Here is an 18543-nt window from a genome sequence, read left to right as displayed (position 1 = left end):
CTATTCCGGGCGAGGACGCCCTGATTCTAACGGCGCCCGTCGCCCTTGTCGTGCTGTGGAGAGAAGTGCTTGGACAGAGTGTTCATCGAAGGCCTGGAAGTCGATACCGTGATCGGCGCCTATGACTGGGAGCGGGATATTCGCCAGTGCCTGCGCCTGGACCTGAGCTTCGCCTGGGACAACCGCCCGGCGGCGGCTGGTGACGACCTGTCGCTGGCACTGGACTATGCCAGTGTCTCGGCACGTATCCAGGCGTTCGCCGAACAGGCCCGTTTCGAGCTGGTCGAGACCTTCGCCGAGCGCTTGGTTGCGGTGTTGATGGCGGAATTCAACATTCCCTGGGTGCGCCTGAAACTCACCAAGCCGGGCGCGGTACCGGCGGCCCGTGGTGGTGTTGGCGTGGAGATCGAGCGCGGATGTCTCTGAGCACGGTATACCTTGGGCTGGGCAGCAACATCGAGCGTGAGCGGCACTTGTGCGCCGGGCTCGATGCCCTCGCCGGCATCCTCAAAGACATGCAGTGTTCCGGGGTGTTCGAGAGCCAGGCCGTGGGGATCAAGAGTGGCCCGTTCTACAACCTGGTGGTGCGCGGGCGCACCGACCTGCCGCTGCTGGAACTTGACCGCCGGCTCAAGTTCATCGAGGCCGACAATGGCCGCTACGCGCCGGACCGCAAGGGGCTGCCGCTGGATATCGACGTACTGATGTTCGATGAACTGTGCGGGACCTTCGATGGCCTGGTGCTGCCGCGCGCGGAGATCCTGAAGAACGCCTTCGTGCTCTGGCCGCTGTCGTTGCTGGCCCCGGAGCTGGTGCACCCGGGCGAGGGCAAGTCCATGGGGCAGTTGTGGCGGGAAGCGCGCATCGAGCAGGTACTGGCGCCGGTTCCGTTCGAATGGCGCGGGTTGCAGTTGACTCCCGCTTAGCCTGCGCCGGCCTCTTCGCGGGTCTACCTGCGAAGAGGCCGGGCAGATCAAGCAGCCTTGTAGGCTTCTAGCGCTTTCAGTCGCTCACCTTTGAGCGCTTCGCCCAGGCCCTGGCCGGCAAGTCCGGCTTCCAGCAACGGCTTCACATCCACGGCACGCGCCGCTTCAGCGGCCCCGCGCAAGTACTCGCCTTGTGGATAACCTGAACCCAACGCCGCCATCTCGCAGGCGGCGATGAAGTCCTCGAAGCGCTGCGGCCGTCGGTACACGTCGAACTTCTGCAGCATTTCCAGCAGGCTTGCAGGCTCCAGCTGCGCAGCCTGGTCTGCGCGCTCGGCAAACTCCCCCACCAGCATTGCCAGTTCCTGGCATTCACGCGGGGCCTTGAAGCGCTGGTTCAGCGCCTTGAGCGCGGCAGGCGGCAGTCCGCGCAGTAGGCACGCCCAGCGAACCGCCAGCGGCTGCTGGTGCCTTGCCGCCTGGTGCAGCGCTGCCAGTGTACTGGCACCCTCAAGCTCGGGCATCAGCTCGCTCAACCCGCCGCAGCTGCGCAGCACCTCAATGAATACCTGCGGTTCGCTTTCCATCAATGCACGCTCGATCTCCTTCCAGCTGCGCTCGGCGGTCAACGCCTGCAGTTCGCCCGATTCGGCGATCTGGCGCATCAGCTGCAACGTCTCATCGGCCACACGAAAGCCCAGCGGCGCGTAGCGCGCGGCAAAGCGGGCAACGCGCAGCACTCGCAGGGGATCTTCGGCGAATGCCGGGGAAACATGGCGTAGGAGGCGCTGCTCGAGATCTGCCTTGCCATGGTAGGGATCGTGCAGGTTGCCGTGCTCGTCCTCGGCCATGGCATTGATGGTCAGGTCGCGACGAACCAGATCCTCCTCGAGGGTGACTTCGGGGCTCGCGTGGAAGGTGAAACCGCCATAACCGCGCCCGCTCTTGCGTTCGGTGCGGGCCAGGGCATATTCCTCGCCCGTCCTGGGGTGAAGGAATACCGGGAAATCGGCACCGACCGGGCGAAAGCCCTCGGCCTGCATCTGTTCGACCGTGGCGCCGACCACCAGCCAGTCGATGTCGCTGACCGGACGGCCGAGCAGACGGTCGCGCACGGCGCCGCCAACCTTGTAGATCTGCATGTGGAACCTCCATTACTGGCGACAGGATACCTTGTCGGCAGCAATGGAGGTGATGGCGGCTAGAGGTGGTGCACCACTGCGAGGTCCATGCGCCCGTAGTCGCCGGCCTCGCTGTGCTCGCCACGCGGCGGCATGTGGTGGGTCTTTATCACCTGGTCGCCCTGAACGGTCTCCAGGTGGATATCGAAGCCCCACAGGCGATGCAGGTGCTTGAGCACCTCTTCGGTGGAATCACCCAGGGGTTTGCGGTTGTGCTGCTGGTGGCGCAGGGTGAGCGAGCGGTCGCCGCGGCGATCAATGCTCCAGATCTGCACGTTGGGTTCACGGTTGCCCAGGTTGTACTGGGCGGCCAGTTGCTCGCGGATGGTGCGGTAGCCGGCCTCGTCATGGATCGCCGGGACCAGAAGGTCGTCACGCTGGTCATCGTCGAGGATGCTGAACAGCTTGAGGTCGCGCATCACCTTGGGCGACAGGTACTGCAGGATGAAGCTTTCGTCCTTGAAGCTGCTCATGGCGAACTTGATGGTCGAAAGCCAGTCACTGCCGGCGATGTCCGGGAACCAGCGGCGATCTTCCTCGGTGGGGTGTTCGCACATGCGACGGATGTCGGTGTACATCGCAAAGCCCAGGGCGTACGGGTTGATGCCGCTGTAGTAGGGGCTGTCGAAGCCTGGCTGGAACACCACGCTGGTATGCGACTGGAGGAACTCCATCATGAAGCCCTCGGTGATCAGGCCCTCGTCGTAGAGATCGTTCATCAGCGTGTAGTGCCAGAAGGTCGCCCAACCTTCGTTCATCACCTGGGTCTGGCGTTGTGGATAGAAGTACTGGGCGATCTTGCGCACGATGCGTACCACCTCGCGCTGCCAGGGCTCGAGCAGCGGGGCGTGCTTCTCGATGAAGTAGAGAATGTTCTCCTGGGGTTCGGCCGGGAAGCGCGCATCGTCCCTGTCGCCACCCTTTTCGGCACCCTTGGGAATGGTCCGCCAGAGGTCGTTGATCTGCCGTTGCAGGTGCTCTTCACGCTCCTTCTGCCGGCGCCGTTCCTCTTCGGCGGAGATGGGGTAGGGGCGTTTGTAGCGATCCACGCCGTAGTTCATCAGCGCATGGCAGGAGTCGATCAGGTCCTCGACGGCGTCGATGCCATGACGCTCCTCGCACTGGGCAATGTACTGCTTGGCGAACACCAGGTAGTCGATGATCGAGCTGGCGTCGGTCCAGGTGCGGAACAGGTAGTTGCCCTTGAAGAAACTGTTGTGGCCATAGCAGGCATGGGCGATCACCAGTGCCTGCATGCACATGGTGTTTTCTTCCATCAGGTAGGCGATGCACGGATCGGAGTTGATCACGATCTCGTACGCCAGGCCCATCTGGCCCCGACTGTAGGACTTCTCGGTGCTGAGGAACTGTTTGCCGTATGACCAGTGGTGATAGCCCAGCGGCATGCCGACCGAGGCGTAGGCGTCCATCATCTGTTCGGCGGTGATGACTTCGATCTGGTTGGGGTAGGTATCCAGGGCATAGCGGGCGGCCAGGCGACTGATCTCGCGGTCGTAGGTCTGGATCAGCTCGAACGTCCATTCGGAGCCGGTGGAAATGGGTTGGCGTCTCTGCTCTCTGGCGGTCATGTGGCTAACCTGCGCTGGAAGAGTTCACGGAAGACCGGGTAGATATCGCCGGCCGATACCAACTGCTGCTGGGCGAAGGTGTCGGGAAATGCTTCGCCGATGCGCTCGTACTCGTACCACAGCGCCTGATGTTCGCGTGGGGTGATCTCGACGTAAGTGTAGTACTGCACATGCGGCATGATCTGGTTGGCGAGGATGTCGCGGCAGATCGGCGAATCGTCGTTCCAGTTGTCACCGTCCGAGGCCTGGGCGGCATAGATGTTCCAGTCGCTGGCCGGGTAGCGCTCGGCCATGACTTCCTGCATCAGCTTGAGCGCGCTGGAGACGATGGTGCCGCCGGTCTCGCGGGAGTAGAAGAACTCTTCCTCGTCCACTTCGCGGGCGCTGGTGTGGTGGCGGATGAACACCACCTCGATGCGGTCGTAGTTACGCTTGAGGAACAGGTACAGCAGGATGAAGAAGCGCTTGGCGATGTCCTTGGTAGCCTGTGTCATGGAGCCGGAGACATCCATCAGGCAGAACATCACCGCCTTGGAGCTGGGGTTGGGCTGCTTGATCAGCAGGTTGTACTTGAGGTCGAAGGTGTCGAGGAAGGGCAGGCGATTGATGCGCGCCTTGAGGCGCTCGATCTCGGCCTCGGTATCCTGGATGTCGGTAAAGTTGTCGGGCTCTTCGACCTTGAGTCGGTCCAGCTCCTTTTGCGCCTCGCGCAGCAGTGCGCGGCTGCTGCCGGTCAGGGCGATGCGACGGGCGTGGGCCGAGCGCAGGGTACGCACGATGTTGATGCGCGAAGGGTTGCCCTCGTTGGCAATACCGGCGCGCACGGTCTTGAAGGTGTCGGCACCGGTAAGGTGGCGTTTGACCAGGTTGGGCAGCTCCAGGTCTTCGAACATGAATTCGAGGAATTCTTCCTGGGTGATCTGGAACACGAAATCGTCCATGCCCTCGCCGGAATTGCCGGCCTTGCCGCGCCCACCGCCACCGCCACCACCTTGTGGCCGGGCGATGTGCTCGCCGGCGGTGAACTCTTTGTTACCTGGGTGAACGATGGTCTGCTTGCCGCCGCGACCGTGGTGCAGCACCGGTTCGTCGATGTCACGCCCCGGGATACTGATTTGCTCACCGTGCTCCATGTCCATGATGGAGCGGCGGCTCACGGCCTCTTCGACGGCTTTCTTGATGTGCTCGCGGTAACGCCGCAAGAAGCGCTGGCGGTTGACCGTGCTCTTGTTCTTGCCGTTCAGGCGTCGGTCGATAACGTAGCTCATGGGCCCTCCGGTAGCTGGGTACAGCTGCAAGCTTCAAGCTACGAGCTGCAAGTAAAAGCAGTTGCTGCCGCCACGGGCCGGCGGTGTGCCGGGGCACACCGCCAAGCGCCCGGGGCGTGCCGCTTTTACTGCGATTTCCTGACCCGCAGGTACCATTCCGACAGCAGGCGTACCTGTTTGTCGGTGTAGCCACGCTCCACCATCCGGGTGACGAAATCGTTGTGCTTCTGCTGGTCTTCCTTGCTGGCCTTGGCGTTGAAGCTGATGACCGGCAGCAGGTCTTCGGTGTTGGAGAACATTTTCTTCTCGATCACCACCCGCAGCTTCTCGTAGCTGAGCCAGCTGGGGTTCTTGCCATTGTTGTTGGCACGGGCGCGCAGCACGAAGTTGACGATCTCGTTGCGGAAGTCCTTCGGATTGCTGATGCCGGCCGGCTTCTCGATCTTCTCCAGCTCCTCGTTGAGGGCGATGCGGTTGAGGATCTCGCCGGTCTCCGGGTCGCGGTATTCCTGATCCTGGATCCAGAAGTCGGCATACAGCACGTAACGGTCGAAGATGTTCTGGCCGTACTCGCTGTAGGACTCCAGGTAAGCGGTCTGGATTTCCTTGCCGATGAACTCGATATAGCGCGGCGCCAGGTACTCCTTGAGGTAGCGCAGGTAGCGCTCGCGTACTTCGGCAGGGAACTGCTCCTGCTCGATCTGCTGTTCCAGCACGTACAGCAGGTGCACCGGGTTGGCGGCAATCTCATGCGGATCGAAGTTGAATACCTTGGAGAGAATCTTGAAGGCGAAGCGGGTCGACAGGCCATTCATGCCCTCGTCGACGCCCGCGGAGTCGCGGTACTCCTGGATCGACTTGGCCTTCGGGTCGGTGTCCTTGAGGTTCTCGCCGTCGTAGACGCGCATCTTCGAGTAGATATTGGAGTTCTCCGGCTCCTTGAGACGTGAAAGCACGGTGAACTGGGCGAGCATCTTCAGTGTGTCGGGAGCGCAATGAGCCTTGGCCAGCGAGCTGTTGATCAGCAACTTGTCGTAGATCTTGATCTCGTCGCTCACGCGCAGGCAGTACGGCACCTTGACGATGTAGATACGGTCGATGAACGCTTCGTTGTTCTTGTTGTTGCGGAAGGTGTGCCATTCCGATTCGTTGGAGTGGGCCAACAGGATACCGGTGTAGGGGATCGCCCCCAGGCCTTCGGTACTGTTGTAGTTGCCTTCCTGGGTAGCGGTGAGCAGCGGGTGCAGCACCTTGATCGGCGCCTTGAACATCTCGACGAATTCCATCAGGCCCTGGTTGGCCCGGCACAGCGCGCCCGAGTAGCTGTAGGCATCGGCATCGTTCTGCGGAAACTCCTCGAGCTTGCGGATATCCACCTTGCCGACCAGCGCCGAGATATCCTGGTTGTTCTCGTCACCTGGTTCGGTCTTGGCGATGGCGATCTGGTTGAGGATCGACGGATAGAGCTTTACCACCCGGAACTTGCTGATGTCGCCGCCGAACTCCTGCAGGCGCTTGGTGGCCCAGGGCGACATGATGGTATTGAGATAGCGGCGCGAAATGCCGAATTCTTCCTCCAGGATCGCACCGTCCTCGGTGGCGTTGAACAGCCCGAGTGGCGACTCGAAGACCGGCGAGCCCTTGATGGCGTAGAACGGCACCTTTTCCATCAGCTGCTTGAGTTTTTCGGCCAGCGACGACTTGCCGCCGCCCACCGGACCCAGCAGGTAGAGGATCTGTTTCTTCTCTTCCAGGCCCTGGGCTGCGTGGCGGAAGTAGGAGACGATCTGGTCGATGCACTCTTCCATGCCATGGAAATCGGCAAAGGCCGGATAGCGGCGGATCACCTTGTTGGAGAAGATCCGCGATAGCCGGGAGTTGCTTGAGGTGTCGATCAGCTCTGGTTCACCGATGGCCAGCAACAGCCGCTCGGCCGCCGAGGCATAGGCGCTGCGATCCTCTTTGCACAGCTCGAGGTACTCCTGCAGCGAAAGTTCTTCCTGGCGGGTGGACTCGAAACGTTGTTGGAAGTGGCTAAAAATGCTCATGACGTCACCTCGCTCGATACGTGGAGACGACGCCGGATCAGTCAGCCGATGCTGGCATGCAACCGGTTTTGCCGGTTGCTGTATACCCCCCAGAACACCCTGTAACGCTACCGATGACCCGCACGCCGGTGTACCGGCTCTCCCCTTTTTTGGATGGCCTGGGCTTAAGGATAGTTGGTTATACGAGAGGTCAAGGGCGGGGAGCGGAGAAGACGCCTACGACCGTTCGTCAGGTCGGGCGCTAGCCCGCGCCAAGCGCGGGCTGCAGGAAAAATGAAAAAATTATTCGGCGCTGCCCTGGGCGGTTTCCGCCGGGTAGGTGTTACGCCACAGTTCGAAGCCACCATCGATGCTGTAGACGTTGGAGAAGCCCTGGCCGACCAGGTAGGCGGCGGCACTCTGGCTGGAATTGCCGTGGTAGCAGACTACCAGTGTAGGCGCGTCCAGGTCGGCGCTGCGGATGAAGTCGGCTACCGAGTGATTATCCAGATGAGTGGCGCCGGCGATATGGCCGGCGGCGAACGCCTGTGGGTCGCGGATATCGACAACGATCGCACCTTCGGCACGCAGGGCGAGGGCTTGTTCTGGGGAGATACGCTTGAATTCGCTCATGGGTGCGGTTCCTTCATGGCTGATCGTTGGGTGATGCCGGCGGGCGAGGGGTGCCTTCGCGGGTGCAGTCGCAGCGGTGGAATTCGCCGCTGTCGACATTGTACAGGGTCATTGCGCCCCCCCAGACACAGCCGGTATCCAGGGCAATCACACCGGGGGCGTCGACCCGGCCTTCGAGGGCGGCCCAGTGACCGAAGATGATCTTCACATGGCGCGAGCGGCGGTCCGGGTGAGCGAACCATGGTTTATAGCCTTTGGGCGCGCTGTCGGCGCCTTCCTTGGTCTTGAGGTCGAGCTTGCCGGCGGCGGTGCAGAAGCGCATGCGGGTGAAGTAGTTGGTGATCACTCGCAGGCGTTCGACGCCGGCCAGATCCTTGCTCCACTTGTTCGGCTCATTGCCGTACATGCCGTCCAGATACAGTTTCAGGCGACTGTCGTCGCGCAGCACTTCCTCGACCTCCGCGGCCAGCTCCAACGCCTTGCCCAGGGTCCACTGCGGTGGGATGCCGGCATGGGCCATGGCGATGCCGCGGGCTTCGTCGTAGTGCAGCAGTTTCTGCTGGCGGAGCCAGTCGAACAGCTGGTCGGCGTCCGGGGCTTCGATGACTTCGCGAAGGGTGTCGCTCTTCTTCAGGCGCTCGACGTTGTGCCAGGCGGCCAGCAGGTGCAGGTCATGGTTGCCCAGCACGCAGACCAGCGCATGGCGGATAGAGTAGAGATAACGCAAGGTCTCGAGGGACTCGGGGCCACGGTTGACCAGGTCGCCCACCAGCCACAGGCGATCGACGGCCGGGTCGAAGCGTACGCGTTCGAGCAGGCACTTGAGTGGTTGCAGACAGCCTTGCAGGTCCCCGACGGCATAGGTGGCCATCAGTGCAGCGCCCCGGGCACGGCCAGGCGAAACGGGGCGATCTGGGCATCGAAGCGTTTGCCGTCTTCGGCGAACATCTGATAGCTGCCCTGCATGGTGCCGACGCGGGTGCTGATCACGGCGCCGCTGCTGTAGGTGTGGCTCTGGCCGGGCTCGATCAGCGGCTGCTGGCCGATCACGCCGGCGCCGCGCACTTCCTCGACTTCGCCGTCACCGTTGGTGATCAGCCAGTGGCGGGACATCAGCTTGGCCTTGACCGTACCGTTGTTCTGCACGGTGATGGTGTAGGCGAAGGCGAAACGGCTGCTTTCGGGGTCGGATTGTTCTTTGAGGTAGCGGGTCACGACGCTGACGTCGATCTGGTAGCGGGGGTCGGACATGCAAGGGCCTTGGGCGAACTGACGCAATAATGCAGTCTAGGCCATTGGCGGGGGTGGAGGCCAGTCATGCCTGAGCGCGGGGCAAACCCATTCCAAGGGTGGGATGGGCTTGTCCTACGCTGGCTCGGTCAGCCCTGCTGTTCAGCCAGCTTGTCGGCCAGGCGGACGAAGGCGGCCAGGTCGAGCTGCTCGGGGCGCAGGCTGCCATCCACGCCAGCGGCCTCGATGGCCTGGCTGTCGAGCAGGCCCTTGAGAGTGTTGCGCAGGGTCTTGCGGCGCTGGTTGAAGGCTTCGCGTACCACGTGCTCCAGCAGCTTGGGGTTCTTGGCCGGGTAGGGCAGCACTTCGTGGGGCACCAGCCGCACGATCGCCGAGTCCACTTTTGGTGGCGGATTGAAGGCACCCGGGCCGACGTTGAACAGGTGCTCCACGCGGCAGTGGTACTGCACCATGATCGACAGGCGGCCCCAGTCGCCGCCGCCAGGGCCGGCGGCCATGCGTTCAACCACTTCCTTTTGCAGCATGAAATGCATGTCGCGGATCAGGTTGGCATGGGCCAGGAGGTGGAAGATCAGTGGGGTGGAGATATTGTAGGGGAGGTTGCCCACCACCTTGAGGCTGCGCTCAGGCACGCCCAACTGGTTGAAGTCGAATTTCAGGGCATCGCCCTGGTGCAGACGGAAGTTGTCGCGCCCGGCGAACTTGTGTTGCAGGATCGGCACCAGGTCCTTGTCCAGCTCCACCACGTCCAGCTGTGCGCCGCTACCCAGCAGGCCCTCGGTCAGGGCGCCCTGGCCCGGGCCGATCTCCAGCAGGTGTTCGCCGGCCTTGGCGTTGATCGCCCGCAGGATACGGTCGATGATTCCGGCGTCATGCAGGAAGTTCTGGCCGAAGCGCTTGCGCGCCCGGTGTTGGTAGTGCTCGGTCATGGTCGGTTCTCGGCCATCTGGTAGGCGGTTTGCAGGGCGACGCGCAGGCTGCCGGTGTCTATCCGGCCGGTGCCGGCCAGGTCCAGGGCGGTGCCATGGTCGACCGAGGTGCGGATGATCGGCAGGCCCAGCGTCACGTTGACCGCGGCGCCGAAGCCCTTGTACTTGAGCACGGGCAGGCCTTGGTCGTGGTACATCGCCAGCACCGCGTCGCAGTGCTCCAGATATTTGGGGGTAAACAGGGTATCGGCCGGCAGCGGGCCGCGCAGGTCCATGCCTTCGGCACGCAGGCGCTGCAGCGCCGGCTCGATGATGTCGATTTCTTCGCGGCCCAGGTGGCCGCCTTCTCCGGCATGCGGGTTGAGCCCGCAGACCAGGATGCGAGGGTTGGCAATGCCGAACTTGTCGCGCATGTCCGCATGCAGGATGCGGGTGACGCGCTCCAGGCGGTCGCCGGTGATGGCCTCGGCGATGTCCCGCAGGGGCAGGTGAGTGGTCACCAGTGCCACGCGCAACCCGTGGGTGGCCAGCATCATTACCACTTGCGTGGTGTGGGTGAGGTCAGCGAGGAATTCGGTATGCCCGGAGAAGGCGATACCGCTTTCGTTGATCACGCCCTTGTGCACCGGCGCGGTGATCATTCCGGCGAAGTGCCCGTCCAGGCAGCCTTGCCCGGCGCGGGTCAGGGTTTCCAGGACGAATGCGGCGTTTGCCTTGTCCAACTGCCCGGCTGTCACCGGGTGGGCCAGGGCGGTATCCCAGACATATAGGCTGCCGGCGGGAGCGGGTTGCTCCGGCCAGGCGGTCGGCTCAACCGTGATCAGCTTGACGTCCAGGCCCAGCTGCGTAGCCCGCTCGGCGAGCAGGTCACGGCTGGTGATGGCGATCAGGGGGTGGGGCTGGACCTCGGCGGCGAGCAGCAGGCACAGGTCGGGACCGATGCCGGCTGGCTCGCCGGGGGTGACGGCGAAGCGCAGGGGTTTCACTGGGTGACCTGGTCGGCGCCAGGCAGCTTGATTTCAACGTAGGCTTCGTCGCGGATCTGGCGCAGCCAGTTCTGCAGCTCTTCGTCGTACTTGCGGTTGCGCAGGACGTTCATGGCCTGCTGCTCGCGAGCCTGTTCGGTGCTGTCGGTGGCGCGGCGGCCCAGCACTTCCAGCACATGCCAGCCGTACTGGGTCTTGAAGGGCTTGGTCACCACGCCTTGCTCGGCGTTGGCCATCTGCTCACGGAACTCAGGTACCAGGCTGTTCGGGTCGACCCAGTTGAGATCGCCGCCGTTGAGCGCCGAACCCGGGTCTTCCGAGAAGCTCTTCGCCAGCTCGGCGAAGTTTTCACCGTTTTGGATCCGGTCGTACAGGCGCTCGGCCAGTTGCTCGGTGGCGGCTTCGCTGCGGATCTCGCTCGGTTTGATCAGGATGTGGCGTACATGCACTTCGTCGCGCAGCACGCTCTGGCTCCCGCCGCGCTTCTCTTCCAACTTGAGGATGATGAAGCCGTTGGGGATGCGGATCGGCTCGGTGATGTCGCCGACTGCCATGCTGCTGAGCATCTTGGCGAAGTCTGGTGGCAGCTGGCCTGCCTGGCGCCAGCCCATCTCACCGCCTTCCAGGGCGTTTTCACTGCGCGAGCGAGCGATGGCCATCTGGCCAAAGTCCGCGCCTTGCTTGAGCTGCTGGTAGACATCGCCTACCTGGCGCGCGGCGGCCTGGATGGCCTCCGAGTTGGCGCCTTCCGGGGTCGGGATGAGGATGTTGGCCAAACGGTACTCTTCGGACATCTGCATCTTGCCCAGGTCCGAGTTGAGGAAGTTCTTCACTTCCTGCTCGGAGACCTGAATGCGCTCGGCGACGCGGCGCTGACGCACGCGGCTGATGATCATCTCGCGCTTGATCTGCTCGCGGGCATCGTCGTACGACAGGCCGTCATGGGCCAGGGCGGCACGGAACTGTTCCAGCGACATGCCATTGCGCTGGGCAATGGTGCCGACGGCCTGGTTCAGCTCTTCGTCGGTGATGCGGATGCCAGAGCGCTCGCCGATCTGCAGTTGCAGGTTCTCGACGATCAGGCGTTCCAGCACTTGCTGTTCCAGCGCACCGGTGGGCGGCACGCCGCCGCCACGCTTGGCGATGGTCTGCTGCACTTCGCGAACGCGCTGGTCCAGCTGGCTCTGCATGACCACGTCGTTGTCGACGGTGGCCACGATGCGATCGATGGGTTGTACCGCGGCATGCACCGCGCCACTCAGCATTGCGGCGCCCAGCATCAGCGGGCGCAGACGATCAATAAGCTTGCTCTTCACGGGTACGGTAACCTTGAATGCCTTGGTCCAGGAACGATTCGACCTTGTTGCCGACTACACCACCGAGCCCTTTGAGCACGATCTGCAGGAAGATGCCGTGGTCGCCCTTCTCGTTGTTCGGGACGGCCTGGCTGAAGTCGTCGTAGTCGATCCAGTAGCGGTTGATCAGGCGCAGCTTCCAGCAGCAGTTGTCGTACTCGAAGCCACCCATCGCTTCCAGGGTGCGGTTGCGGTTGTAGTCATGCTGCCAGCGAGCGATCACGCTCCATTGCGGCACGATCGGCCAGATGACCGAGAAGTCGTGTTGCTGGATCTTGTAGTAATCCTTGATGTAGTTCGGGTCGCCCGGAGTGCCATAGTCACCACCACCGACTTTCCAGAGACCGGTCGCCGAGTCGTAGGTGATCAGGTCGTTGCGGTAGCGGTAGCCGAGGTTGACGACCTTGTTCGGATTGTCTTCAGGCTGGTAGTGGAACATCGCGCTACCCGAGCGGGTGCTGCGGCTGTCTGGATCCCAGTTGAAGTCCGAGTTGAAGCGCCAATCGCGGTTGAAGGCGTATTCATATTCCAGCGCGTATGGCGAGACGTCCGACTGGCTTTCCTTGCGGGTGCGATAGTCGATACCTGGCAGCTGGGCTTTGCGATCCTTGAAGTAGAACGCCTGGCCGATGCTGAAGCGCTGGCGTTGGAAGCCGTTGTCCTCGATCCAGCGGTTGGTCACGCCCAACGAAAGCTTGTTCTCGTCCCCGATGCGGTCGGTACCGCTGAAGCGGTTGTCGCGGAACAGCGAGGAGTAGTTGAAGGTGTTCTCGCCTGTGTCGAACAGCGGGATATCCTTCTGATCCTTGTACGGAACATAGAGGTAGAACAGACGCGGCTCGAGCGTCTGGCGGTAGTTGGTACCGAACAGCTGGGTGTTGCGGTCGAAGTACAGGCCGCTGTCAACGCTGAAAATCGGGATGTCGCGGTTAAGCGAGCTGCTGTAGCTGCCATAGGCCGGGTTCGCTGACTGTGCAATCGCCTGGGCCTTGCCCTGACTGTCCAGATCCAGATCGTAATTGGTATAGACATACTTCAACTTCGGCGTGATATAGCCATAGCTGGCTTGCATCGGCAGGCTGATCGCCGGGGCGAAGTTGAGACGGGTGCCGTTGGCGCGAGCGATACCGGAAACGTTCTGGTCCAGGCGACGGCCAGGAATACCGCCTGCGGAAGTATCTGGGTTGCCGTCCTTGTCCAGTACGAAATCGTTCTTCAGATCGCGGTCGAAGCGTACAGCCTCGGTTTCGTAGCTCAGATCGAAGCCGCCCGGGTGGAACGGCAGCATGCCATTGAAGGTGATCTGCGGCAGTTTGTCGTATGGCGTGATCTGCGAGATGGTTCCCATCTCGTAGGCATGCACATTCAGGCGCGCGGTGTAGCTGTCACCCCGGTAGGTCAATGCGCCCTGCTGGTTCAGGACGTCCCGGCCCTGTACGCCGATCTGATCGGTCTCCAGGTCCTGGAAATAGAACGGATCGCTGATGTCGGTGTAGTCCACCTCGGTCATCAGGCGCTCGTCCAGGCCACCCTTGTGCTGCCAGTTGACCATCCAGCGGTCTTTCTTGTAGTCCGTCTGTTTCTTGCGGTCGTCGTCCTGATCGCTCAGGAAGCCGCCGCCGAACTGCCCTTCGCTGGACTTGGTCAGGTAGCGGAACTCGCCTTCCATCAACATGCCGCGCTTGGCCATGTAGCGCGGGTACAACGTGGCGTCGTAGTTAGGCGCCAGGTTGAAGTAGTACGGCGTGACCAGCATGAAGCCGGTGTCGCTGCTGGAACTGAACGATGGCGGCAGGAAGCCGGACTGGCGACGGTCGTCGATCGGGAAGTAGATGTACGGTGTGTAGAACACCGGGAAATCCTTGACCCGCAGCGTTACGTTGGTCGCGGTGCCGAAACCGGTGGCCGGGTTCAGGGTGATGTTGTTGCCCTTGAGCTGCCATGCGTTGCTGCCCGGCTCACAGGTGGTATAGGTACCGTCCTTGAGGCGGATGATGGCGTTTTCCGCACGTTTGGCGTACAGCGCGTTGCCGCGGATGTGCGACTTGTGCATCACGTATTCGGCGTTGTCGACCCGGGCCTCGCCGGTATCGAGCTGGATCTGCGCCTCGTCGCCAACCACCAGCGAGCCGTTGTCGCGGATCTTGACGTTGCCCTTGAGCTCGCCGCGGTTTTCGGCCTGGTACAGGTTGGCTTCGTCGGCTTCGGCCTGCATGCTGCCCTGGCGCATGACCACGTCACCGGCGAGGGTGGCGATCTGCTGCTCCTGCTGGTACTTGGAGACCTTGGCGTTGATGTAGGTCGGCGACTCGTCCTTGGGCGTGGAGTCGTTCATGCCCGGGCGGGTCGGCTCGATGTAGGCGCCGCCGCAGTACGGGCCGGTCTCGGCCAGCTGCGCGGCAGTGAGCTTCTCGCGCGGGACCCAGTCCAGATGGCTGTAGTCTTCGCTGCGCGACTTCAGGCCGCGGCCCTTGGCCTCGGTGACCAGCATCGGCTTGTCGGCCTCGGTCGCGGCGACTTCGCCGGGTGCCTCGGCACCCGTGCTGGCCGCGGCAGCGCCCGGGTGTACCGGGCGCGGAGGCAAGTTGGCAGCGGTCTTGGGCTTGCAGTCCCAGCCACCGGAAGCGGACACTTGGCAGTCGAACTGCTCGGCCGCCACCACGTACGACGTGGCCAGGGGTTGCAGGGCCAGCAAACCGCCAGTCACGAGCAACGGAAACTTTCTACGAAACGCGGGGGATTTCAATGCCATCTTATTAGTCCGGGCTTCCTGCGTGCCATCTGCCCGCGTGTGGGGGCCGCACGCCTCTCGATGGTCTGAAAAAGATGCTGGATAATAAAGCATGACCCGCTTGACGGCTAGGGCCGTCGGAGAACCCTTGTAATGCCCGATCACGATGTACGCCTGCAACAACTGACCGCCTGGCTTGCCGGGCAGCTGGAGAACCTCTTCCGTACCAATGCCTGGGGCGAAGTGCCCGCCGGCAGCCTGACCGCCGCCAGCAGCGATGCGAGTTTCCGCCGCTACTTCCGCTGGGAGGGCGCCGGGCACAGCTTCGTGATCATGGATGCGCCGCCGCCCCAGGAGAACTGCCGCCCGTTCGTCGACATCGACCATTTGCTGGCCACGGCGCGCGTGCACGTGCCGGTCATCCACGCCCAGGACCTGGAGCGCGGTTTCCTGCTGCTGGGGGATCTCGGCCGGCAGACATACCTGGACATCATTGATCAGGGCAATGCCGATGCCCTGTTCGCCGACGCCATCGATGCGCTGCTGGCGTTCCAGCGCTTGCCGATGGAGGCGCCACTGCCCAGCTACGATGTCGCCCTGCTGCGCCGTGAGGTCGAGCTGTTCCCCGAGTGGTATGTGGGCCGCGAGCTTGGCCTGAGCTTCAGCGACGCGCAGCAGGCCACCTGGCAGCGGCTCAGCCAGCTGCTGATCGACAGTGCCCTGGGCCAGCCCAAGGTGCTGGTGCACCGCGACTACATGCCGCGCAACCTGATGCACAGCGCGCCCAATCCAGGCGTGCTGGATTTCCAGGACGCGGTCTACGGCCCGGTAACCTACGACATCACCTGCCTGTTCAAGGACGCCTTCCTCAGCTGGCCCCAGGCCCGCGTCGAGGGCTGGTTGCGTAATTACTGGCACAAGGCGCAGGCCGCCGGGATTCCGGTACAGGCGGACTTCGAAGCCTTCCAGCGTGCCAGCGACCTGATGGGGGTGCAGCGCCACCTCAAGGTGATCGGTATCTTCGCGCGCATCTGCCACCGCGACGGCAAGCCACGCTACCTGGCCGACGTGCCGCGGTTCTTTGCTTATATAGATGAAGTGATCAGCCGCCGGCCTGAGTTGGCCGAGCTGGGCCAGCTGATTGCCGAACTGCATGCCGGGGCGCGTTCATGAAGGCGATGATCCTGGCGGCAGGCAAGGGCGAGCGCATGCGCCCGCTGACCCTGCACACGCCCAAGCCGCTGGTGCGAGCCGCCGGCAAGCCGTTGATCGAGTACCACCTAGAGGCCCTGGCCTGTGCCGGTATTCGCGAGGTGGTCATCAACCATGCGTGGCTTGGCCAGCAGATCGAGGATCACCTGGGCGATGGCAGCCGCTTCGGCCTGGCGATCAGCTATTCGCCGGAGGGCGAGCCGCTGGAGACTGGTGGTGGGATCTTCAAGGCGTTGCCGCTGCTGGGTGATGCACCGTTCATCCTGGTCAATGGCGATGTCTGGACCGACTACGACTTCGCCGGCCTGAATGCGCCGTTGCACGGCCTGGCGCATCTGGTGCTGGTGGACAACCCCGGCCACCACGGCCGTGGCGACTTCCACCTGGCGGATGGGCAGGTGAGCGATGGCGATGACGCCCCGGGAACGCTGACTTTCAGTGGGATCTCGGTACTGGACCCAGCGCTGTTCGCAGGTTGCCAGCCCGGTGCATTCAAATTGGCTCCCCTGTTGCGCAGCGCCATGGCCGAAGGGCGGGTGAGCGGCGAGCACTATGGCGGGCACTGGATCGATGTCGGCACTCTCGAGCGTCTGGCCGATGTCGAGCGCCTGATCGGGGAGCGTGCCTGATATGTGGTGGCCGAGCACAGTGATTGGTGCCGGTGCCGGTTTCGCCGTGGCCAGCATCCCCGGTGCGTTGCTGGGGGCGCTGCTAGGCCAGGCCATGGATCGGCGCCTGCGGCTGCAGGGTTGGGAAGACATGCGCGAGCGCCTGGGCGGGCGCCCGGCACTGCGTGACGAAGAGTTGTTGTTCGTTCTGCTCGGGCGGCTGGCCAAGAGCGATGGCCGGGTAGGCGAAGGGCATATCCAGCAGGCGCGGCAGGAAATGACCCGGCTGGACCTGGCGGAGCCAGCGCGGATGCGTGCGATAGCCGCGTTCAACCGGGGCAAGTCGGGCAAGGAGCGCCTGGGTCACTACCTGCGCCGCATAAAGATGCAGCCCCACGGCGCCGAAGGCACCTTGCGTGCCTGTTGGCGCATGGTCTGGGCCGACGGCAAGGCCGGGCGCCAGGAGCGTGACCTGTTGCTCGGCTGGGGGCAGCAGTTGGGGCTCAGTCGCAACCAGGTGCAGGCCTTGTCGCTAGATTATGAGCCGCGACGTTCTTCGATCGAAGGCGGCGTCATGACCTATGCGGCGGCGCTGAGATTGCTGGGGGTAGAGCCGGACACCGAGGCCGACAAGGTCAAACAGGCCTATCGGCGCCTGCTCAGCCGGCACCATCCGGACAAGCTGGTGGGCAGTGGCGCCAGCGAAGCGAAGGTGCGCGAGGCGACCGAGTTTACCCGTGAGTTGCATCAGGCCTATACCATGATCCGCAAGCGGCGGGGGCTGTAGGTACACCGGCGGGCAAGCCCGCTCCTGCCGAGGTGGCAGGAGCGGCTGTTGTTACTCTTCCTTCGGCGTCAACCAGCCGCGCACCCGCCGCAACAGTTGCTCCTGTTCCGCCGCTTTGTTGCCAGGCATGGCCATCAGCGACACCTGGCGATACTGGCTTCCCTTTTGCCGCTTGCTGGCCTGCAGGCGCTGCTGGGCCGCCAGCCGATCTGCTGTGCGGGTGACGTAGTAGAGGTCGGCGGTTGGTACCTTCAGCGTTGGGGTCAGGCTCAGCAGGTCATGCTCAACCCGCGCGGGTGTCTGCGCGGCGACCATTACCAGTTTCTGTACCTGGGGCGGCTGCTTCTCGCTGAGATAACGTGCGGCCCAGTACGCGCCACTGCCGTTGCCCAGCAACACGATGCTGCGCGCTTTCTCCTGCTGGGCATAGGCCACGGCGGCGTCGAGGCGGGCAAAGATGCGCTCGGCATCTTCCTCGCTGGTGTGTTCGTCGGCTTCGACCGCGTCGGTGCTTTCGGCGGTATCCGCTTCCGGCGCGGTCGCCTGGGCAACGTTGGCGTTGGCATCGGCGGGCGTGTCCTTGGCTGGAGCCGACTCGCCGTCCTGTTTTTTCGGTTCGACTGCGGGCTTGGCCTCGACCCGCGCCTGTGGGCGCTCGGCCAGCAGGTCGGGCATGCTCAGGCTCAGGGTGCTCCAGCCGACATCGGGGAAACCTCGACGCAGCGGGCCGACGGTGGTGGGCCAGTCGGCACTTTCGCCCGCGCCCGGGACAATGATCACCGCGCCTTGCGGATCGCTGTCGTTGGCAGGCTTCCAAAGCGCCAGGAAGTTTTCACCATTGGCCTGCAAGGTCTGCTGTTCGGCCTTGGGTACCTGGCGCTCGAGGGCCATGGCATCGTCCTGGCTGCGCTCGAGCAGCGGTGGGCGCGGAGCGGGAGCGGACGCGGCCGCTTCGGCGGGCGCTTCGGGTTTCTCGGCGTCGTCGGCTTGAGCCGCGAACGGCAGGGCCGAGGCCAGGCAGAACATTGCCAGCGTCGTGCGATAAAGTGTGAACATCGAT

The 18543-nt window shown here is 63.3% G+C and carries 17 protein-coding genes; 5 read left to right on the top strand and 12 right to left on the bottom strand.

Annotated features, from left to right (window positions below; all coding sequences use genetic code 11):
* Positions 1-69 precede the first annotated feature (69 nt).
* The gene (gene folB / locus KHO27_RS19980) at positions 70-426 is read left to right on the top strand and encodes a dihydroneopterin aldolase (RefSeq protein ID WP_046857386.1); all 357 of its coding nucleotides are present in this window, start codon (positions 70-72) and stop codon (positions 424-426) included.
* On the top strand, positions 417-926 hold the full coding sequence (gene folK / locus KHO27_RS19975) for a 2-amino-4-hydroxy-6-hydroxymethyldihydropteridine diphosphokinase (RefSeq protein WP_214500673.1): 510 nt from the start codon (positions 417-419) through the stop codon (positions 924-926). The genes folB and folK overlap by 10 nt, the downstream gene beginning before the upstream one ends.
* A 47-nt stretch (positions 927-973) precedes the next feature.
* On the opposite strand, the gene KHO27_RS19970 is transcribed toward folK, so the two are convergent.
* The 11 genes from KHO27_RS19970 to KHO27_RS19920 form a co-directional block, all read right to left on the bottom strand.
* Positions 974-2068 carry a multifunctional CCA addition/repair protein gene (locus KHO27_RS19970; protein ID WP_111532027.1) on the bottom strand — a complete coding sequence of 365 codons (1095 nt, stop codon included), beginning with the start codon at positions 2066-2068 and terminating at the stop codon, positions 974-976.
* Positions 2069-2127: 59 nt separating this feature from the next.
* Entirely contained in the window at positions 2128-3696 is a 1569-nt protein-coding gene (locus KHO27_RS19965; RefSeq protein WP_110697471.1) for a SpoVR family protein, read from the bottom strand.
* Positions 3693-4964: a YeaH/YhbH family protein gene (locus KHO27_RS19960; protein WP_046857382.1), complete on the bottom strand. Its 1272-nt coding sequence runs from the start codon at positions 4962-4964 to the stop codon at positions 3693-3695. Before KHO27_RS19960 ends, KHO27_RS19965 begins: the two co-directional genes overlap by 4 nt.
* 125 nt (positions 4965-5089) lie before the next feature.
* Positions 5090-7012 carry a PrkA family serine protein kinase gene (locus tag KHO27_RS19955; RefSeq protein ID WP_023629260.1) on the bottom strand — a complete coding sequence of 641 codons (1923 nt, stop codon included), beginning with the start codon at positions 7010-7012 and terminating at the stop codon, positions 5090-5092.
* Positions 7013-7294: 282 nt separating this feature from the next.
* Positions 7295-7624 (bottom strand): thiosulfate sulfurtransferase GlpE, encoded by a 330-nt coding sequence (gene glpE, locus KHO27_RS19950; protein ID WP_046857381.1) that lies wholly within the window; start codon positions 7622-7624, stop codon positions 7295-7297.
* A 13-nt stretch (positions 7625-7637) separates the two neighbouring features.
* Positions 7638-8495, bottom strand: coding sequence for a symmetrical bis(5'-nucleosyl)-tetraphosphatase (locus KHO27_RS19945; protein WP_102681927.1), 858 nt, complete (start codon positions 8493-8495; stop codon positions 7638-7640).
* On the bottom strand, positions 8495-8875 hold the full coding sequence (gene apaG / locus KHO27_RS19940; RefSeq protein WP_046857379.1) for a Co2+/Mg2+ efflux facilitator ApaG/CorD: 381 nt from the start codon (positions 8873-8875) through the stop codon (positions 8495-8497). Before apaG ends, KHO27_RS19945 begins: the two co-directional genes overlap by 1 nt.
* Before the next feature lie 128 nt (positions 8876-9003).
* A complete protein-coding gene (rsmA, locus tag KHO27_RS19935) occupies positions 9004-9804 on the bottom strand; it encodes a 16S rRNA (adenine(1518)-N(6)/adenine(1519)-N(6))-dimethyltransferase RsmA (RefSeq protein WP_214500672.1) in 801 nt (266 codons plus the stop codon).
* On the bottom strand, positions 9801-10790 hold the full coding sequence (gene pdxA, locus KHO27_RS19930) for a 4-hydroxythreonine-4-phosphate dehydrogenase PdxA (RefSeq protein ID WP_198753807.1): 990 nt from the start codon (positions 10788-10790) through the stop codon (positions 9801-9803). The genes rsmA and pdxA overlap by 4 nt, the downstream gene beginning before the upstream one ends.
* Positions 10787-12106, bottom strand: coding sequence for a peptidylprolyl isomerase (locus tag KHO27_RS19925; protein WP_111532029.1), 1320 nt, complete (start codon positions 12104-12106; stop codon positions 10787-10789). The genes pdxA and KHO27_RS19925 overlap by 4 nt, the downstream gene beginning before the upstream one ends.
* Positions 12087-14897 carry an LPS-assembly protein LptD gene (locus tag KHO27_RS19920; RefSeq protein ID WP_214500671.1) on the bottom strand — a complete coding sequence of 937 codons (2811 nt, stop codon included), beginning with the start codon at positions 14895-14897 and terminating at the stop codon, positions 12087-12089. The genes KHO27_RS19925 and KHO27_RS19920 overlap by 20 nt, the downstream gene beginning before the upstream one ends.
* 132 nt (positions 14898-15029) lie before the next feature.
* On the opposite strand from KHO27_RS19920, the gene KHO27_RS19915 reads away from it, so the two are divergent.
* From KHO27_RS19915 to KHO27_RS19905, 3 genes are read left to right on the top strand one after another with little or no spacing between them, the layout of a single operon-like run.
* Complete coding sequence (locus KHO27_RS19915; protein WP_214500670.1) at positions 15030-16049, top strand: aminoglycoside phosphotransferase family protein; 1020 nt, start codon at positions 15030-15032, stop codon at positions 16047-16049.
* Positions 16046-16717: an N-acetylmuramate alpha-1-phosphate uridylyltransferase MurU gene (gene murU / locus KHO27_RS19910; protein ID WP_214500669.1), complete on the top strand. Its 672-nt coding sequence runs from the start codon at positions 16046-16048 to the stop codon at positions 16715-16717. Before KHO27_RS19915 ends, murU begins: the two co-directional genes overlap by 4 nt.
* Before the next feature lies 1 nt (position 16718).
* Positions 16719-17483, top strand: a complete 765-nt coding sequence (locus KHO27_RS19905) for a TerB family tellurite resistance protein (protein WP_214500668.1) — start codon at positions 16719-16721, stop codon at positions 17481-17483.
* Between the two features lie 51 nt (positions 17484-17534).
* On the opposite strand, the gene KHO27_RS19900 is transcribed toward KHO27_RS19905, so the two are convergent.
* Positions 17535-18539, bottom strand: coding sequence for an alpha/beta hydrolase family protein (locus KHO27_RS19900; RefSeq protein WP_110697488.1), 1005 nt, complete (start codon positions 18537-18539; stop codon positions 17535-17537).
* Between the last annotated feature and the right edge of the window lie 4 nt (positions 18540-18543).

The sequence above is a fragment of the Pseudomonas sp. RC3H12 genome (genome assembly GCF_018596375.1).
GTDB lineage: Bacteria > Pseudomonadota > Gammaproteobacteria > Pseudomonadales > Pseudomonadaceae > Aquipseudomonas.
Note: the sequence above shows the minus strand (reverse complement) of the source record. Positions and strands in the feature narration are given on the sequence as shown.

What these genes read in the sequence shown, in the direction of transcription:
- folK (WP_214500673.1), top strand. Translation starts at nt 417, where the DNA reads ATGTCTCTGAGCACGGTATACCTTGGGCTGGGCAGCAACATCGAGCGT.
- KHO27_RS19970 (WP_111532027.1), bottom strand. Translation starts at nt 2,068, where the DNA reads ATGCAGATCTACAAGGTTGGCGGCGCCGTGCGCGACCGTCTGCTCGGC.
- KHO27_RS19965 (WP_110697471.1), bottom strand. Translation starts at nt 3,696, where the DNA reads ATGACCGCCAGAGAGCAGAGACGCCAACCCATTTCCACCGGCTCCGAA.
- KHO27_RS19960 (WP_046857382.1), bottom strand. Translation starts at nt 4,964, where the DNA reads ATGAGCTACGTTATCGACCGACGCCTGAACGGCAAGAACAAGAGCACG.
- KHO27_RS19955 (WP_023629260.1), bottom strand. Translation starts at nt 7,012, where the DNA reads ATGAGCATTTTTAGCCACTTCCAACAACGTTTCGAGTCCACCCGCCAG.
- glpE (WP_046857381.1), bottom strand. Translation starts at nt 7,624, where the DNA reads ATGAGCGAATTCAAGCGTATCTCCCCAGAACAAGCCCTCGCCCTGCGT.
- KHO27_RS19945 (WP_102681927.1), bottom strand. Translation starts at nt 8,495, where the DNA reads ATGGCCACCTATGCCGTCGGGGACCTGCAAGGCTGTCTGCAACCACTC.
- apaG (WP_046857379.1), bottom strand. Translation starts at nt 8,875, where the DNA reads ATGTCCGACCCCCGCTACCAGATCGACGTCAGCGTCGTGACCCGCTAC.
- rsmA (WP_214500672.1), bottom strand. Translation starts at nt 9,804, where the DNA reads ATGACCGAGCACTACCAACACCGGGCGCGCAAGCGCTTCGGCCAGAAC.
- KHO27_RS19920 (WP_214500671.1), bottom strand. Translation starts at nt 14,897, where the DNA reads ATGGCATTGAAATCCCCCGCGTTTCGTAGAAAGTTTCCGTTGCTCGTG.
- KHO27_RS19915 (WP_214500670.1), top strand. Translation starts at nt 15,030, where the DNA reads ATGCCCGATCACGATGTACGCCTGCAACAACTGACCGCCTGGCTTGCC.
- murU (WP_214500669.1), top strand. Translation starts at nt 16,046, where the DNA reads ATGAAGGCGATGATCCTGGCGGCAGGCAAGGGCGAGCGCATGCGCCCG.
- KHO27_RS19905 (WP_214500668.1), top strand. Translation starts at nt 16,719, where the DNA reads ATGTGGTGGCCGAGCACAGTGATTGGTGCCGGTGCCGGTTTCGCCGTG.
- KHO27_RS19900 (WP_110697488.1), bottom strand. Translation starts at nt 18,539, where the DNA reads ATGTTCACACTTTATCGCACGACGCTGGCAATGTTCTGCCTGGCCTCG.